Here is an 18,100-nt window from a genome sequence, read left to right as displayed (position 1 = left end):
GCCCGGCAGTGGCTGGGCCTCGACAGGCGGTGTTTCTCAAGCATTGCCTAACGTTGGCTCTCTGCCCATCAGTGGACTGACCTCAATGGTTAACGTAGGCAACCTCTCTGGAGCCACAGGTAAAGACTATTTTAACAGGCTCGGCGAGCAACTAAAAAGCTCGCAATCTACTGATGTAGAAGAGTTATTCAAAAAGATGGGCAAAAAGCCATGAACAAAAGATCTATTTTTTTATTCTGGGGGATAATGGATATCTTTTATATCCTGCATTTCGCGTGGTTGAATATCACTCACGGCCGGGTCCCTTTGTATGATGATATCGTGGAGTTGAGCCGTTATCTCCCTGAGCAGGGATGGTATCGCATCGCGATCATCGTGATATTTTCCCTGTCGTTATTATTAACCGTATCAATAGCGTTCTCTGCATTTTTTTTCTTGGCCAGATACCCTATTGCGACCACATTGGCGTATGTACAAATTCCTGCCCGGCTATTGCTGATTGTGCCTTCTTTATCTTTTTTGCCCTGGTTAGTGAAAACGCTAGGTGTTAACCCTGACGTACTGGGCATTGGAGTGGTTTTGGTCCTCATCTCTGAGGCGCTCAAGATATGGACGCTAAATAGAAAATGAAAAATTTAAATGCATTTTCATGGACCATCCCTCTATACCTGCCGATCTGCATGTCCTTATGTATCTTGGGTTATTTTTGGTTTTCAGATAGCGTTAGCAGGCTTTTTAATTTTATGTTTTTTCATCTGTTGTGATGTTTGACTTTCTTATCGGCGCAATGAGCGCAGTACTTGTCAAATATCTCCGGTGTGAATTGGACACAGAGGGACGTACTTTTTAATCAGGGAGAAGATGACCATGTCAAATCGTGTACAGGACTGGGTAAGAAACACGGCGGGAACACAGTTGTACGCCGTACTGGCCAATACCAACGGTGCGCAAGGTATCAAAGCCTATTACCGAGAAGACGGAAGTCGCACACCGCACGGGCTTTACGCCAATACACCCTATGCCAACTGGTTCGAGGTGATGCCGGTGCTGGTGCAGCTCACTGACGGCAGCCCATTCTTACACTGGGTGGCGGAAACGCCCCTGCGCAACTGGGGTTGGCTGGCACGCTCGCCGTTGCCGCAGGCTGCCCTGGCGGACCATCTTGCGGGCTTGACCCAGGTGATCATGCCCAGCGGCAAAGCGGTGTTTTTCCGCTATTGGGATGGCCAATATCTGCCGGGCCATCTGGATTATTATGGCGATCACTGGTGCGATATTCTGCCAGTGTTCTCCGATTACTGGATTAATGGCCGAGCCTTCACCTGCCCGGTTATCCCCGATGCTTCGGTTCAAGCATTCCCCTGGTGGCACGTCCCGCAAGGGGTACTGGATGCGTTGCTGGATGAGGAGGTATTGCCTTTGGTGCTTAACATCCGCCAGACCCTGCAACAGGATTACCCCGATGTGGTTGCCCGTTGGCCCGACGCAATACTGGATAAAAAAATACGTCGCCTGCTGACCCCGCAGCGCCGTCGCGATCCCCAGATCCTGGCCGAGATCCTGCGTACCCTTGAGCACGCTTAATTATCATGGAGAACCAATATCATGGATTTCTTTTCTCAACAGGTTCGTACCCAGGAAGAGTATAACCGCCTATTGCGCGGGGAGTCGCCGCCGAAACCGACCCCGGCCGACAAAGAACGGGATTTTGATCGCATCCTGTCGGAATTCCGTCAGGTAATAGCGCACTACAAAAAGGCCAATGAGCATTGGTGGTATGGTTCACTGCTGAACATGAAGCAGCAGTTTCTTATTGGTGATATGCAGCGTGAGACAGCTGCTCTGAAGGATAAACAGGTCGATATCGCCATGACCTGTAGCCTTGCCCCCAAAACCATCACGGTCACCCACGGTTTTCGATCCACCCGGCTTATTCCTATTCCCAATGCAAGCTATCGCGTGGTCAAACGCCCGGTTATCACGCCTATGCACCACCCCTCGGGCCGGTATATCGATTTTCCCCGTAACGGATACACGCTCAACGACAAGCCGGTCACCCAAGGCAAGTTTGATGGTCAGGGCAAGGCCAATGTGGAATTGCCTGCCTGTGAAGCGGGCCATCAATACCACCTGCTGATCAATACCGATATTACCCCGCAAGACCGGGAGGCGTTATTTAGCGCTTATCAAGGGGTGATCGATAAATACGCGACCTGGTTAACCACCAAGTGGAACGATCAGCAACGGGCAGCCTGGGCGACTTATATTAAGGATGGGATCAACCTGGCAGAGGCGGCCAGTGCCTTTATTGATGGGATGGTATCACAGCTTAAACTGCTGTATGACACGGTCAAAGAGGTGTGGAAGTGGGTCAGTAATGCGGATAAATATGCCACTAAACTGGTCGACTTTATCGGCAGCACCGGGGTTGAACAACTGAAGGCGATGACCAAAAATGGCGAAGAAGCCGTGGGGAAAGCCCTGACTCTGCTCAGCGATGAAATCCTCGTTTTCATCCTGGCTGATGCGCTCTATTGTTATTTTCAGCTCCTCACCCCGCAACAAATCGTCAATTTTATCGCCGACGCCTTTGGCAGTCTGGTGGTGATGATTGTGCTGTATCTGGTGCTGCCCGGGGGCTTGGGCAAACTGGTACTGGATAGCGTGGACAACCTCAGCATGGCCGTCCCGGCATAAAAATAAGGAACGTTACCGATGGCAAAGATATTCAGGACGCCTAAAGACGCCCGGGCAGCAAAAGAAGCCACAGGCTTGGTGTCCGATGTAAAAACATTAGTCAGCATGGCCACCGAACCCGATGGGCATGTCGCGCGCATCAAGCCCGTGGCGGCCACCAAGATCGATCCGCAGAAACAGGTACCGGTGCAGCAAGACCTGTTGGGCAAGATTGAACACAATACCTCGTCAGAGCTCAACTATGACAAATCGGTCCATAAAACCGAATTTGGCAGTTCTGTGCCCAACGACAATGCCAGCGCAGTCACCCCCAATGGCAAGCCCGCCCAGCCCGTTGGCGAAACCCTGCAGCATGGCGATCCGGTGTCGCTGTTCTCCGGTGAGGAATTACTGACCCTGACGGATTTCACCCTGCCCGGCGTCCTTCCCTTTGCCTGGCGGCGGCTCTACCGCACCAGTGCCGTGGAACAACGCGGTGGAATGGGCCCTGGCTGGATGCACAGTGCCAGCCCTTATCTGTCCTTTGGGCGCGATAGCCAGAGTCAGGAAGAGATCGTCTGGTTCTGCGACGATGAAAACCGTGCTACCCGTTTCCTGTTGCCCACGCAGGAGATGCCGGTCGTCACCAACCGCGCAGGCGGCGGGCTGATGAGCCTGAAGCTGGATGAGTTTGGCAACGAATATTGCGTCCAACTCGCTGGGGGACAAGGTACCTACCATTTTCTGCGCGATGGTGACATGGCCTGGCTGCGCTGCATTCGCGATCGCCACGGTAATTCTGTGGACGCCAGTTACGACAGCGAAGGTCGCCTGGCTGCGATTGGGCATGATGATGCCCGGCTCTGTTTCAGTTATGACGACCCCGCGTACCCGAAAGGGATCAGCCAGGTGCTGTTACAGGCCCGCAATCCCGGCAGTACCCGCGCAGAGACTCACTGGCAATCCGGCGTGGTGGTGGCACACTACGGTTACAATGAACACCAGCAACTGATTAGCGCCACCAACGCCGCTGGCGACACCGAGCACTATCGTTACCGCGACGATCACGTGATCCTTTGCCGTACCCTGGCAGGCGGTGCGGAATTTCACTGGGAGTGGCAGGGAGAAGGTAAAGACGTCCGTTGTCTGCGCCAGTATGGCAACTTTGGCCAACTGGATACGCGTTATCACTGGGACGAAGCCAGCCATAGCGTCACGCTGACCCACCAGGATGGCAGCCAGCAGCGTTACCGACACTCGGCACAGGCACTGCTGCTACTGGAGAAAAACGCCGACGGTGCTGAAACCCACTACGAGTACAACGAGGACGGTGCCTGCATCCGGGTCACCGATGCGCTGGGGTATCACACTGATTCGGTGTACGGTGATGATGGCGCGTTGCAGTGTGTTATTACGCCGGATGGCCAAGTCACCACCTATGACTGGCTGTTTGACCGGTTGTTTAGTCGGACGCAAGGTGACGGTGACGAGGCGCAGACCTGGCGTTACACCTATTACCCCAATGGGACATTAAAGAGCGAAACCGGCCCAGCGGGTACCACCACGCATTACAGCTATACCCCTCGCGGCCAGGTCAGTCATATCCGCTTCCCTGATGGCAGCGAACAACATCTGCAATGGGATACGTTGGGCCGTCTGCTCAGTGATAGCTCACCACAGGGAAGCCGCCGGTTACGCTATCAGGGGCTACAGACTCAACCCAGCGAAGTGGAAGAGAATGAGCAGCTCACCCGCTACCAGTGGGATGCACTGGACCGGCTGATAAAGATCACCCACCCGGATGGCAGCACCCGGCAATATCAGTACAATGCCTATGGTAAAGTGACGCAACTCACCGACGAGGCGGGCCGCGTTACGCAATACCACTATGCAGCCCCCCTGCATCTGCTGACCGAGAAACGTCTGCCGGACGGCGGTAGCCTGCGTTATCGCTACGATAACGTGCATCTGCAAGTCAGCGAAATTGAAAACCAGTTGGGCGAAAAGTATCGCCTTGGCTACACCGGCAGCGGCCTGCTGAGTGAAGAGATTGGTTTTGATAACAGCAAAACCACCTATCACTATGACGCCTGTGGTCGCCTGAGCGAAAAACACGAGTACGGTAACGACCACCAAAGCCCGCCTCTCATCACGCAGTACCAACGCGACCCGATGGGCCGCCTGACGCGTAAAATCCTGCCCGATGGCAAAGAGGAAGAATACCGCTACGACGAGGCTGGCCGTCTGAGTGAGATATTGGACGGTGAAAACCCGCTAGCCTGGCAATATGACGCAGCCGGACGCCTAGAAGCAGAGCACCAGTCCTGGGCGACAATGCGTTACCGCTATGACGAAGACACCGGACGCTTGACCGGCATCAAACAACCTAACGGGCAATGGCAGGAGTTCCACTACCAGCACGGCAAACTGCAAGCCTCCAGCCTGGAAGGTCAGCCACTGACAGCATATGGCTACGACCATCACCAGCGTCTGCAACAACTGCGTCAGGGCAACCGACTGGTCAATACCTTCGGGTATGACCCATTGGGTCGATTGAGCCAACACAGCCTGCTCGAACCTGGGGCCATGCCGGAAGACGATCGACTGCACTGGCAACAACAGTATACCTATCAGGCAGACGGTGAACTGGCCAGCATCGAGGGCAACGATGCGCGCCAGTATCACTACAATGCCACCGGGGCGTTAACCTCGGTCAGTTACCTGAACCCGAAGTCAATCATTCCCCCTGCCAGGCAACCCGTTCACCGTTTACCGCAGTTTCAACCCGCCGCCAGGGCAAAGGACCAACACCACGCCAACCCGAACGAGAGCTTCCGTTGGGATGGCCGAGGAAACCCGGTCAGTGATGTCCAGCAGCACAGCGCACCGGGCAACCGACTGGCGTTTTATGCCGATCGCCATTTTGAGTATGATCGCTTTGGTAACCTGATTGCCGAACGGCGCGGCAAAGGCCACAAACTGGTGACACGCTATGAGTATGACTGCCGTCATCGCCTAATCCGTCACGAAACCCCGGACGGAAGCGTTAACACTTATACCTACGATGCCTTTAACCGCCGCTTAAGCAAGACCGTCAACGGCAAGCTGATGGAATTTGTCTGGCGTGGCAATCAGCTGGTGGCAGAAACCGATGGCAAGGGCTATTGGCAGAGCTACCTGTATGAGCCGGGCAGCTATCGCCCGATGGCGTTGGTGGTGGGAGAGCCTTCGCGGGATCCGCAGGACAAGCCCCCGGCGATTTACTGGTATCAGAACGACCATCTGGGCACGCCGCACGAGCTGACCGACGGGAACGGTAACTCGGTGTGGAAAGGCCGGTTCAGTGCCTTTGGACAGATACGGGAAGAGTGGCTGGCAGAGGATGCACCTGCGATTAACCAGCCACTGCGGTTTCAGGGGCAGTATGCGGATAAGGAAAGCGGGCTTTATTACAACCTGAACCGGTATTATGATCCGGGGATTGGGCGGTATCTGACGGCGGATCCAGTAAAACTTGGTGGCGGGCTTAACTCTTATCAATATGTTGATGGGAATCCGGTTGGCTGGGTAGATCCATTGGGGCTGTTTAAAACTGATGCCACAGGGATGGAAAAAAACTCCGTTATAACTGGTGAGCAACCTTTACCAACAGCCGATGCTACAGGCCGCCCTTTAGCCAGTGGAAATTATAGCGTTTGGAATCAATTTAATATTCCAAACGATTTACTGTTAAGTGGAAGGTCAGCTCACTTTAGAAATGCCAACGAACAGCTATACAACATGCTCAAGCTTAACCCTGAAATGAATAGTATAATTCCTAACAAAGTAGTGGAACATGTTCAACCAGGAGCCAGAGGAGGATTCAAATCAACGAGTCCACCAGAACATTCATGGCACCATAATGCGCAAAATCCTGTAAAAATAGAGCTTGTCCCTAGGGCGCAACATAAAGCACCAGGAGACGTACAAAAGAGTTTACACCCTAACCAACAGGGTGGATTTAAGAAGCTACAAACTGGTAACAAGTAAACATAGGAGATTAATATGCAATTAGTAACGATACGAGATGTATTATTGCACCCCAAAAAAAACCCAGAGGGATGGTTCTATTTACCCTCTGAAAAACAAGCATGGAGCCTTGATACATTAGGTATTTTTTCTCTTGATAGTTATGACTACCCTGCTGACTCTGATGAGTATATTCCTAAGCAGGCTAAGGAAGACGGTTGGATTGAGATTTTAGATAACGGAGCAATAGAGGAAGTTGTTGACAATGCTCACGAACAGTTAGGCAAAGTAAGTGATGACGAGTTATTTAAAGCTTTTGTTTTTTATTACGAAAATGATGCCTTCATAGAATTTTGATTTTTTAAGCGCGAATCATCACTCGCGCTTACCTATTATAGATTCACCTTGAAACAGGTCTGGGAATTATATCCAACCAAGATTTTTATAAAAATTTAGAAATTTTTCATCTAAATATTACTGAGGGTATACGGCCGGGTGCAAAAGGGGCACTCCCGAACTTATATGGCATCCCTCATAGGCAACTGAACCGAGGTATCATCTTATCCCAATCAAATAGCACAAAGCACCTGGTTCAGTTAAAAAAACATCACATCCGGATCAAAAAGGTGGTATGGAAAATTGGGGGGAAGAAGAAATAAAAAATGATTACATTAAAGCTAGCCGAAGTGTTGGACAATCCTGAAGGTATTGACTGGCGACATGCTCTTTATTTACCTTTAAATAAAGAAACCTAGAATATTAATGTACTTGCATTGGTTATGGATCCGGATGATGTTGATTCAGATGAACCTGACGCTGATCCTGAAGAAGTAAAAAAGATGGGATATATGTATGTTCTTACGATGCAAGATGTAACTTCTGTTGTTAAAAACATCCGTGAGTAAAAAAATATAATCTCATCGGAGGGGCTTTATGAGGCATTAATGTTTTACTATAGAAATGATGCATTTATTGTAGTGTGAAAATTTAAATTCAGCCCTGAGCATAAAAAACTAAACTCAGGGCCGTTTCTCTCAGTGGGGTTGCATGTCGATAGCATAAGAATCTGTAGGACAACGACTCATCAACAGAGAGTTATTTGTTCCCAAGTGGCGGTGTGATTATCCACTTTAATTTTATGCCCCCCTCCCGCTCTTACCAACTGGAGCAGGGATTATGTAGGTAATGAATTTAACCAAGGAAATAGGTATGGCATTCGCGCTAGGTTGGCTTGATCATGATGCAGACGCACAGGTCAAAACGTTACAGGCAGATCTGACCTTGATTTTGCAGGGTGAAACGGTGAACTGTGTGACAGAAAAAACAGGGATTTCACGAGCTACATACTTTCGGCTGAAAAGAAAAATTTAAATGATGATGAAAATTAACAACTTTCTCATTTAAATTCATAGTGATATGACGTGAAGGTGGGGGTTTTGGAGGAAATGTGTACGGAACCCCCTAGAGAGTCCGGGGCGATTTACTTATGATTGCTCACTCACTCGAGTAATGACAAGGGGCACTATATGGATATCGAATTTCGCGGCAATGGGATGAGTGAGAACCCGTCTGTAGGTACATGTGATGAGTACGGCGTGAGCGGGATTACCAGCTTTGACGATCTGACCGAAGCTCGTCGTAATATTGGTGCATCGCACCCAGGCTTTAAACCTCTGTTCTCGCTAGATGACCTGCACCAAGCCCGCTACACCTCATGGCATGTGCGCAATAATTTAGGGATGGACGATGCATCAGAGCAGGACATAGCGGGCTTACCTCCAGAGTGCTTCGAGAATGGCGAATACATAGGCTATCCGACTACGAAAGCGGAGTTCGCAATCTGCCTTCGCAATTTCACAAATTTGGTGGCAGCCACGTCTTTCGAGGATGCTTGCGCTCATGGTTTGACGCTTGATGAGCCTGCCTTGCAGGAATGGATCGGTTACCAACACAACCCTATCTCCCTTCTAGAGCAGCCTCTTTCAGCGCTCCTGGTACCCGTTCAGCATTCTTGCCAGGCACTTGCGGCTTTTCCGAATGGATATTTCACTTCCGACCTTGATCCTGCGAAAAACTTTGCGGTTGCGCGTCACTTTTCAGAAGCGCATGGCTATGAGCTGATAGGCATGGGGGCGTCTTACCTCGGCTTCATGCGTGAGGTGCCGTCTGATACATCAGTCGCTAACGCTGTGGCCAAAGACTTCTGTGCGCTCTACAACACTAGCGATGAAAACCTACAGGCACGTGTTTCCAAAGTTGCGCAGGCGATCTCAGGTCGGACGCATCTTTGGCTGCGTTACGTGGAATGAGCTCCGTGAATAGCCAAGGCCCAGTTGGTTAAATACCTTATGCCGGCTGGATTGTAATGGTCTAATCATTCCGGACACTTTGTTAGAGATATAATGAGCAACGCTAACGAGGTGAGAATGCGAAGAAAAACGTTTACCCATGAGTTCAAGCAGGAATGTGTCAATTTAGTTTTGCAGCATAAGTACCCGGTGACCCAGGCTGCTGAAACGATGAATATTGGTCTTTCAACATTACAACGCTGGTTACGACAATATCGCGGAGAAGTCAGGGGAGATACTCCCATCGCCACCGCGATTACGTCTGAACAGCGGCGAATACAAGAACTTGAAAAACAGGTACGGCAGTTACAAAGCGACAATGACCTGTTAAAAAAGGCTTCGGCCTTCTTCGCCATGGAAATGAACAACGACAAAAAGTCGCGGTGAAACTGAAGAAGGCTGGTGCAAATATCCAACAGGTATGCCGCTGCTTGTCGCTCACGCGCAGCGTGTTTTATGCCCGTAGTCGTCGGCCAATGATCAATCCCGATGTTCTGATGTTGCACGCCGCGGCCAAGCATGTTCACGTTGAAATGGATGCCACATATGGCAGCCGGCGTATGTGCATCGAGTTACGGGAGCAAGGTTTTAACGTGGGCAGATACCGCGTTCGGCAGATAATGAAAAACTTATTACTGGTGGCTAAACGCCCCGGACGTCATCGTTATCCACGCGGCGGTAAACCCGCTGTCGTTGCTGCTAATCTATTGAATCGGCAGTTTAATCCAGAGACATTGAATACCTGGTGGTCAGGTGACATTACCTATCTGCGTACCGCTCAGGGCTGGTTATATCTGGCTATCGTGATGGACTTATGTTCAAGAAAAATAGTGAGTTGGACCTTCTCAGACAAACCGGACAGCGACTTGACCGTCCGAGCTTTAAGGCTGGCAGTCAATAAACGACGACCAGCAGGGTCTGTGGTGTTCCATAGCGATCAGGGGGCGCAATATACCAGTGCTCAGTTCCAGTCCTGCCAGCAAGAACTGGATGTTACAGGTAGTATGAGTCGAAAAGGTAACTGCCTGGATAATGCTGTTACGGAAAGGTTTTTCCGCAGCCTGAAAGCAGAGAGGGTTAACTATCGTCGTTATGAAACCCGAAGTCAGGGTATCGCTGATGTTATCGATTATATCGACGGCTTTTATAATCTGAAAAGGCGGCATTATCGGCTGGGAAATATATCGCCGGATGAATATGAACGCCGATTACAACAATGTGCCTAAATCCGTGTCCGGTTTTAGTTGACCATTACAGTTTTGTATGACCGGTTACTACGCCGGAATAACTCCCCCGCACTCCAGTGAATCCATATAGTCCGCATACCACTGCAGCATCTCACGCCGCCCATCCAGATACTTCGCATGGTTGTAAGTACCACGAATGCTGTTCTTATCCACGTGAGCAAGCTGCGTCTCAATCCAAGCCGAGTTATAGCCCTGCTCATGCAGGATGGTACTCATGGTGTGGCGGAAACCGTGGCCAGTCAGTCGCCCCTTGTAACCCAACAGCTCAATAACTTGATTGACGCTTTCCTTGCTGATTGGCTTACGCTGATCGTTGCGACCAATAAACACCAAGGGATAGCCGCCTGTAATCGACTTGAGAGAGCTGAACAGTTCGATAACCTGCGTTGATAATGGAACGACATGTGGTCGCTTCATTTTCATCACTTCCGGCGGGATGCTCCATACGCCCTTTTCAAAGTCGATATCCTGCCAACTTGCGAATCTCAGCTCCTGGGTTCTTACGCCCGTCAGCAGGATGATCTTGGTTGCGGTTTTAGTGATGACACTGCCAGTGTAACCAGATAGGTCTTTGAGGAAATAGGGCAGTTCCTGAGCCGTCAGGAAGGGAAAATGCTCCTTCTTAGGCGTTGCCAGAGCGCTGGCGAGATCGGGAGCAGGGTTGTAATTAGCTCTGCCGGTGATAATGGCAAAACGAAAGACCTCTCCGCAGCGTTGGCGAACCTTACGCATTTTCTCCAGCGCTCCGCGCTTCTCCATTTTGCGTAGTGCTTCCAGCAACTCCATCGGCTTGAGACCGGCAATAGGCCGCTTGCCAATGTAAGGGAAGATGTCTTTCTCGAAGGTATCAATGATTTCATCACGGTAACGCAGTGACCAGCGGTCGGCTTTAGCCTGATGCCACTCGCGAGCAACGACTTCAGACGTGTTCTCCGAATTCAGTTTCTGTGCAAGCTTCTCTGCTTTTTTGGTTTCACCAGGATCGTCACCTGCAGCCAGAATCTTTTTAGCTACATCGCGTTTGTCACGGGCTTCTGCCAGAGATACATCGGGGTAAACGCCAAAGGCAAGGCGCTTCTCTTTTTCGCCGTAACGGTACTTCAATCTCCAGTAACGAGAACCACTGGTCTTTACTTCAAGGTAAAGCCCTCCTCCATCAAAGAGCTTGTACGGCTTGTCTTTTGGTTTAGCAGTTTCAACTTGTCGGGCTGTTAGCTTCATTGGGGGCACCTCAAAAATGAGGGTATCGCCAGTGCCCCCTATGGTGCCCCAGACTACACTTGATTTGGGTAGACATGAGTTGACACCAGAAGAACGAAAGTGGCTTTACTCACTGGTATTACAAAGGATTTATTGAGTTTTGTGAAATTCAGAAGAGGTCGAATGGCGGAAGATCACAGGAGTCGAACCTGCCCAGGACCGCTGGCGGCCCCAACTGGATTTGAAGTCCAGCCGCCCCACCGGGGACGAGGATCTTCCTCTGGAAACAGGAAGCAAGTCACAGATTATAGCGCGAATCCCCCTAGGTGCTAAGTGGGAATTCTAGTTTCCGCGATCCCCTTCGTACACTTGGCCTGCCGCACAAAACTCCCGCCTTTTATCTGCTACCCTAGCCGAGCCCGGGTTATTAACCCGTACATTGCTGGAGATGCTATGACCAAGAAAGTTGCCGTCCTGCTAAGCGAAGGATTTGAAGAGGCCGAGGCGGTTATCGTGATCGACGTGTTACGTCGTATGGAGATAGAGGTAGAGCTGCTGTCCTGCCAGGATAGGCTGGAGCTGCGCAGCTATCACCAGATACGTATGTTTGCCGATGCTCTGTTGGAACGCCGCATGGACCAACTGTACGACGCCGTGGTGATCCCCGGTGGGCCGCAGGCTACCGCCGCAATGGCGGAAAACGAGCTGGTCGTGGAGTTTATCCGCCGCCACGATCGTGCTGCCAAGCTGATCTGCCCGCTGTGCTCTGCCGCCGCTCGCGTGCTGGCTGCCAACAAACTGCTGCAAGGCCGCCGTTATGTCTGTTCTGGCGATCTGCATCAGGAGATCGAAGATGGTACCTACGTGGCTGAAAGGGTTGTGGAAGATGGCAATCTGATCAGTGGCCAAGGGTTGGGGGCCGCGTTTGATTTTGCCTTCACCGTGGCCTACCGCCTGACCGGTGATCGCACTACCACGCAAGAGCAAGCCGTACATATCTATCACGAAAACTGGCAAGCGCCACAGGCAGTGCATTAATCGCTACTGCTGCTAACTAGGCGCGGCACAGTTTGCGCTTTCCGGTTGTTGACCGGGAACGAAAATTGTTACCGCGCTTTCTGTTTTTTACGGCTACTCCTCGCTATCCAGGTACAGTGTTTTGATCCCGCTTTTGCTACGTTTAGCGGCAACCAACGCATAACATTTACCTATAACTGTTTTGCCAGATTAGGCGAAGCCGTGGTCAGTAATACCACGATCATCTGCATACCGGTAAAATCCCCCCTAACTGGTCTTTCATTTTTTAACCACGAAAAAGAAATGCGGGAATAAGCTGCATCTTTGGCGAAAATTATTCAGATTGATGACGATGCGGCTGTTTTTCTGAATTTTTCGGGGCAAACATATTCGACCGTAGGGTCGAAGTCGGTTGAAGGAAACGTGACGTCTCTAATACTTATTCCCCTGTAGTGATCGGTGGTACATAATTACACCATGCAATGCCTTCACGGGATCTATGCTAAAAAAGAGAGGGAATTCTTTATGGGTATTCCACAAACAAAATCTGAATTAATTTCATATCTTAATAAAAATCTCGGTAAATTAATAAATGGCCTGAATACAGCACAGCCGGAGTTTTCTTCAAATAAATCAATGGAGGGATATGCGAAAAATAATAACGTCAGCTTAAAATCAGTATCGGAGTGAAATGATTATGATGAAAAAGAAAAACAACACGCCAACGCCCCACGATGCCACATTCAGACAGTTCCTGACTCAGCCAGAGGTTGCCCGTGATTTCATGGAACTACACCTCCCGGCAGAGTTGCGTGCCATCTGCGACCTTAACACCCTGAAACTGGAATCAGGCTCCTTTGTAGAAGATAACCTCCGCCAGTACTTCAGCGACGTGCTCTACAGCCTGAAAACCACTGCAGGGGATGACGGTTATGTCCACGTGCTCATCGAACACCAGTCCACCCCGGATCAGCACATGGCTTTCAGGCTCATCAGGTACGCTGTAGCGGCCATGCAGCGCCATCTGGAGGCGGGCCACAAAAAGCTGCCTCTGGTAATACCGATGCTATTCTATACCGGTAAGCGCAGCCCATACCCCTATTCCACCCGGTGGCTGGATGAGTTTGCTAACCCAGAGCTGGCCGGATATCTCTCTTCATCACAGGTAGTATCGCTGGTACACTATATTGTACAGGCGGGCGAAACGTCAGACGCCGAAGCCTTTGTACGCCAACTGGCACAGCGAGTGCCGCAACATGGGGACACACTGATGACCATCGCACAACAGCTTGAACAGAAGGGTATCGAGAAGGGCATTCAGCTTGGTCGGCAGGAAGGGCATTCAGAAGGCGAGCGCGATGCTACGCTGAAAATTGCCCGTACCATGCTGCAGAACGGTCTCGATCGCAACACCGTCATGAAAATGACCGGTCTGACCGAAGACGAGCTGGCACAGATCCGCCACTAATCATATTAGATCAATGTTCTAGCCTTACTGTCAGACCTTACCAATAGTCGGAATAGTCGCAAAGGTACTATTTTATAGTGGGACTATTACCTGATGATATAGCAAGGTTTGGCAAATAACGGCGAAATGTAGAATTGCCGCGTAACCTCACCGCCAGGATATTACGCAAAATTGAAAGCAACGCGTTTAATTAAAATGAACAACTAATACTGGCAGGGTCTTATATCTCCCCGAAAAGGGGTGATTCGCTGTATTTTATTTTTCACCTTCATAAAAAGCCTCCCTCCAAGGAGAAGGCTTTGAGATAAAAGAGCCATTCACTGTTGCAGTAACGCCTTCATTGTTACCGCGCTTTCTGTTTTTACGGCTACTCCTCGCTATCCAGGTACAGTGTTTTTATCCCGCTTTTGCTGCGTTTTGCCGCAACCAGTGCATATAGCGGGATGGTGAGCATCATCATCAATACCCCCCAGAACATGGCATTGCCTCCCGATCCGAACAGGGCAAACAGACTGTAGAGAATGCCAATCACCGCCAGCGTGCAGTAGAAAATGAAGCCTCCGCCCTTATTCAAGGATTTGGCCACCATGATGATCGGTAGCGCGACCAGCGCATAGATATAGGGCAGTAAAGAGGCAAACACCGACATCAGCACAATCACCTGAAACTGTTTTGCCAGATTAGGCGAAGCCGTGGTCAGTAATACCACGGTCATCAGCACGCCGGTAAAAATCAGCCCCTTCATCGGTACATCGTTTTTGTTCACCACGGCAAAGAATTTCGGGAATAGCCCCTGCTTCGCGCCAGCTTTTGGGGCTTCAGACTGCAAGATCAGCCAGCCAGAGATCGAACCAAAACAGGCGATAATGCTCAGTGCGGAAACCACTTCCCCAGCGAACTCACCAAACATATAACGGGCGGCGTCGGCAAAGGGGGCGGCGGAATTCACCAATTCACTATGCGGTACCAACCCCATAATCACCGAACAGCTGGTGACATAGCACACGGCGGCAATCAGCAATCCCAATACCGTCGCCTTGGGCACAGTGGATTCGGGGTTTTCCACCTGTCCGCTAGACACCACTGCGGATTCCACACCCAGAAAGCCCCACAGAGCCAAAGACGCAGCGGAGAGGATCGCCGAAGCGTCGCTTCCCTTGGTGCCATTATAAACTTCGGTGAACAACGCGGGTTTGAACCAGAACCAGCCAATAAAACCGATGCCCAATACCACCACCAGCATGCAGCAGGCGGTGAATGATTGGGAGCGGCCGGCTACCCTGGCCCCTAAAGAAGCCAGAGCGATAAATCCCCAGAGGATAACAATGGCGGTGATAGAGCTGACAAGCGGATCTTTGAGAATGGGGAAGAAATAACTCAGATAGCCCACACCCGCCACCAGCAGCGCAACGTTACCCACCCAGGCACTGATCCAGTAACAGATGGTGGTCTGAAAGCCAATAAATGGCCCAAACGCGTCGCTGGCATAGGCAATAATGCCGCCATCACGCGGTGTGACCATGCTGTTCTTCGCAAACACCAGCGCCAGGGCAATCACGCCGACAATGGTAATCACCCAGCCAAATAAAGAGATAGAACCGATGCCTGCCAGATTGGTTGGCAGCATAAAGACCCCGGATCCCATCATGTTAGAGGCGGTCACCAACGTCAGGGCGACCAACCCCATTTTTTTCACGGAGGCAGTATTAACAGAAGCCATGATATTTCCCATCATTATTGAGTGGATTCAAATCTTGAAGAGGGTGCGAAACGCACCCATGGGGATAAACGACTAACGCATGGAATCAACAGGAGCCTTGCCGGCGGCGCTGGCAGGCTTTTCTTTTATGCACCGCACCCAATAAGTGCCGTTCTCATCCACTTCCACACCCTGCAATTCATGTTCAAAGCCGGGGAAGCGCTGGCCGAAGGTCTGCAAGGCCACCAGGTAATCGACGATGGCCCGTGATTCTGACGTCACCTTTTCACCCGGCATGATGAGCGGAATGCCGGGTGGGTAAGGGGTTATCATCACGCCCAGCGTGCGGTTGTTTATTTCGGCAGCCTTGACCAGTTCGGTTTGGTCGGAGATCAGGTATTGATACGCCTGTGAAGGAGTAAGAACGGGGATGGCCTCTGCAGAACAGGCAAGCTCCAAAAGCTCGGCAATTTTCAGTTCGATATTTGCCTGATGGATCGACCGGCATAAATCGCCGATACCCATATTGCGATAAACGGGGGAACTGTCCGCAACCTGCGGAAGCGTCGAGGTCAGCGGGGTATTATCGTCATAGTGATGTTTAAATATCATCAGCATATCGATCAGGGTATTCCATTTGCCCTGGGTAGAACCCAATGCAAATAACACCAGAATGGTGTAGTCGCCGTTACGGGCCGGGATAATACGCTGGGTATCCAGGAATTTTGCCACTACCGGCGCGGGGATGCCGAAAGCACTCATCTTTCCTTGTGCGTTCAGCCCAGGGCAGGTAATGGTGACCTTGATAGGATCCAACATCGCATAACCATCCGGCAAATCGCAGAAACCGTGCCATGCCTCTCCGGCTCGCAGCTGCCAGCAGGTGGGATCGTTAGCTAGTACTTCGTCGGCAACCTGGGTGAAGGGGATCTTTTTGCCCTCCTGCAGCAACGTGCTCGGTTGCCAGACATCGAAGAACCACCCCTTGGCACTGTCCGCTTTGAGCTTGTCTGCGACGGTAACCAGCGTCTTACGGAAGCTGATAGCATCGTGAATAGCTTCATCGACCAATGTCTTACCGGCTTGCCCCTCCATCATGGCGGTCGCCACATCCATCGAGGCAATAATCGGATAGAACGGTGACGTGGTGCCGTGCATCATAAAAGCCTGATTGAAAATGTCGAAATCCACCGGGGCACGCTTGGAATTGCGGATATGTATCATCGAAGCCGAAGAAAAGGCCGCCAGCATCTTGTGTGTCGATTGCACGGCATACAGCGTTGGGCCGTTGTCTTTATCTTCGGGGACATCCATGGCGAAACGCCCCTGATACAGGGGGTGGAATTTCGCATAGGCATACCAGGCTTCATCAAATTTGATCCGTGGTACCGACTTGGCCAGCGTTTGGGTGACGGCGGTCACGTCATAAATCAAACCATCGTAAGTGCAGTTAGTGATGATGGCATAAGCGGGGCAGCGGTCTTCTGCCTGATAAGCCAGCACGCTGTTATCGATTTTTTGCTGGATCGCTCTGGCCTCAAACTGATCGGGAGAGATCAGGCCAATAATACCTAGCCCATTACGCGAAGGCTGGAAATAGACGGGTTTAGCCTGGGTGATGGTCAGCTCATGGTTGACGGACTTGTGGCAATTGCGGTCAACCAGGATGATTTTATCTTTTAAATCAATTGAGTGTCCTACTATCTGGTTAGACTGGGAAGAGCCTCCTGTCACATAGAAGGTTTTGTCCGCGCCAAACAGTTTGGCAGCTCGCTTTTCCGATTCGCCCGGCGCTCCCTTATGTTCAAGCCAGTCCCCCATTTCCGGCGTAGAGATGCCGATGTCTGCCCGCATCAGGTTTTCGCCAAAGTAATTGATAAACTCACGGCCTACCGGGTGCTTAAGGTAGGCAACGCCCCCTTGATGCCCCGGGCAATCCCAATAGTAAGGGCTGTCTAACGCGTAACTTTTTAGCGCGGCGAAGTAAGGTGGCAGCAGGTTCTCAATATACTGACGTATAGCCAGATGAATGCGGCCAGCAATAAACCTGGGCGTATCTTCGCTGATATTGATGTACTCATGGATCTCTTTAATCACCTCCGTCGATAAACGCCCTAACAAAGGGACACTTGACGAAAAGAAGATTGGCACCCGGCTGTTTTTAGCGCGGATCACACGAATAATATCCTTGATAAAGGTAGAACCATCACCCAGGTTAGTCCCATCACACTCATTAATAATGATACAACCGATACCCGATTCTTTTCTGGCCATCGACAGGGCCGTTTCATTCGTCTCCGCGTGGATAAAATGGTGGTTATTTAATGCCAACTCCGCCTTAATCGCATGATATGCGTTATCGACCTGTATTTTATTATCGCGGACAGAAATAATTAATATTGGAAAATCAAGATTGCTTGCATAACTCATTGTATGA

17 protein-coding genes and 1 tRNA gene are annotated in these 18,100 nt (G+C 50.8%); 14 read left to right on the top strand and 4 right to left on the bottom strand.

Annotation, left to right across the window (positions count from 1 at the left end):
* The 11 genes from ABIE29_RS18710 to ABIE29_RS18660 form a co-directional block, all read left to right on the top strand.
* Positions 1-214, top strand: a 214-nt coding sequence (locus ABIE29_RS18710) for a hypothetical protein (RefSeq protein ID WP_429620199.1), incomplete at its 5' end; no start/stop codon positions are given.
* A 32-nt stretch (positions 215-246) separates the two neighbouring features.
* Positions 247-630 (top strand): hypothetical protein, encoded by a 384-nt coding sequence (locus ABIE29_RS18705; RefSeq protein WP_429620197.1) that lies wholly within the window; start codon positions 247-249, stop codon positions 628-630.
* A gap of 237 nt (positions 631-867) precedes the next feature.
* Complete coding sequence (locus tag ABIE29_RS18700; RefSeq protein WP_429620195.1) at positions 868-1,584, top strand: DUF4123 domain-containing protein; 717 nt, start codon at positions 868-870, stop codon at positions 1,582-1,584.
* A gap of 21 nt (positions 1,585-1,605) precedes the next feature.
* Positions 1,606-2,697 (top strand): hypothetical protein, encoded by a 1,092-nt coding sequence (locus tag ABIE29_RS18695; protein ID WP_429620192.1) that lies wholly within the window; start codon positions 1,606-1,608, stop codon positions 2,695-2,697.
* A gap of 18 nt (positions 2,698-2,715) precedes the next feature.
* On the top strand, positions 2,716-6,705 hold the full coding sequence (locus ABIE29_RS18690; protein WP_429620190.1) for an RHS repeat-associated core domain-containing protein: 3,990 nt from the start codon (positions 2,716-2,718) through the stop codon (positions 6,703-6,705).
* Between the two features lie 15 nt (positions 6,706-6,720).
* A complete protein-coding gene (locus tag ABIE29_RS18685; protein WP_429620188.1) occupies positions 6,721-7,041 on the top strand; it encodes a DUF7716 domain-containing protein in 321 nt (106 codons plus the stop codon).
* Between the two features lie 401 nt (positions 7,042-7,442).
* Positions 7,443-7,589, top strand: a complete 147-nt coding sequence (locus ABIE29_RS18680) for a DUF7716 domain-containing protein (protein WP_429620207.1) — start codon at positions 7,443-7,445, stop codon at positions 7,587-7,589.
* A gap of 280 nt (positions 7,590-7,869) precedes the next feature.
* Positions 7,870-8,055, top strand: a complete 186-nt coding sequence (locus ABIE29_RS18675; RefSeq protein WP_429620186.1) for a hypothetical protein — start codon at positions 7,870-7,872, stop codon at positions 8,053-8,055.
* A gap of 155 nt (positions 8,056-8,210) precedes the next feature.
* Positions 8,211-8,993 (top strand): DUF4253 domain-containing protein, encoded by a 783-nt coding sequence (locus ABIE29_RS18670; RefSeq protein ID WP_429620183.1) that lies wholly within the window; start codon positions 8,211-8,213, stop codon positions 8,991-8,993.
* 93 nt (positions 8,994-9,086) lie between these two features.
* Positions 9,087-9,419: a transposase gene (locus ABIE29_RS18665; protein ID WP_112197747.1), complete on the top strand. Its 333-nt coding sequence runs from the start codon at positions 9,087-9,089 to the stop codon at positions 9,417-9,419.
* Positions 9,416-10,258 (top strand): IS3 family transposase, encoded by an 843-nt coding sequence (locus ABIE29_RS18660; RefSeq protein WP_429620180.1) that lies wholly within the window; start codon positions 9,416-9,418, stop codon positions 10,256-10,258. The genes ABIE29_RS18665 and ABIE29_RS18660 overlap by 4 nt, the downstream gene beginning before the upstream one ends.
* 48 nt (positions 10,259-10,306) lie before the next feature.
* Here the strand turns inward: ABIE29_RS18660 and ABIE29_RS18655 are convergent, their stop codons facing one another.
* Both ABIE29_RS18655 and ABIE29_RS18650 read right to left on the bottom strand, forming a co-directional pair.
* Entirely contained in the window at positions 10,307-11,500 is a 1,194-nt protein-coding gene (locus ABIE29_RS18655; RefSeq protein ID WP_429620178.1) for a tyrosine-type recombinase/integrase, read from the bottom strand.
* A gap of 163 nt (positions 11,501-11,663) precedes the next feature.
* Positions 11,664-11,758 (bottom strand) — tRNA-Sec (locus tag ABIE29_RS18650).
* A gap of 174 nt (positions 11,759-11,932) precedes the next feature.
* Between ABIE29_RS18650 and ABIE29_RS18645 the strand changes: the two genes are divergently transcribed.
* The 3 genes from ABIE29_RS18645 to ABIE29_RS18635 all read left to right on the top strand — a co-directional run bounded on the left by ABIE29_RS18645 (position 11,933) and on the right by ABIE29_RS18635 (position 13,964).
* Positions 11,933-12,517, top strand: coding sequence for a DJ-1/PfpI family protein (locus ABIE29_RS18645; RefSeq protein WP_021181316.1), 585 nt, complete (start codon positions 11,933-11,935; stop codon positions 12,515-12,517).
* Between the two features lie 504 nt (positions 12,518-13,021).
* A complete protein-coding gene (locus ABIE29_RS18640) occupies positions 13,022-13,186 on the top strand; it encodes a hypothetical protein (protein WP_429620176.1) in 165 nt (54 codons plus the stop codon).
* Positions 13,187-13,196: 10 nt separating this feature from the next.
* Positions 13,197-13,964, top strand: coding sequence for an Rpn family recombination-promoting nuclease/putative transposase (locus ABIE29_RS18635; protein ID WP_429620205.1), 768 nt, complete (start codon positions 13,197-13,199; stop codon positions 13,962-13,964).
* Between the two features lie 367 nt (positions 13,965-14,331).
* Here the strand turns inward: ABIE29_RS18635 and ABIE29_RS18630 are convergent, their stop codons facing one another.
* Positions 14,332-15,684, bottom strand: coding sequence for an amino acid permease (locus ABIE29_RS18630; RefSeq protein ID WP_059199219.1), 1,353 nt, complete (start codon positions 15,682-15,684; stop codon positions 14,332-14,334).
* A gap of 72 nt (positions 15,685-15,756) precedes the next feature.
* The gene (locus ABIE29_RS18625; RefSeq protein ID WP_429620173.1) at positions 15,757-18,093 is read right to left on the bottom strand and encodes an Orn/Lys/Arg decarboxylase N-terminal domain-containing protein; all 2,337 of its coding nucleotides are present in this window, start codon (positions 18,091-18,093) and stop codon (positions 15,757-15,759) included.
* Positions 18,094-18,100: the final 7 nt, after the last annotated feature.

The sequence above is a fragment of the Serratia sp. 2723 genome, assembly GCF_050434425.1.
In the GTDB taxonomy this organism is placed as follows: Bacteria; Pseudomonadota; Gammaproteobacteria; order Enterobacterales; family Enterobacteriaceae; genus Chania.
The sequence above is the reverse complement of the archived record's forward strand: the minus strand, read 5'-3'. Positions and strand labels throughout refer to the sequence as shown.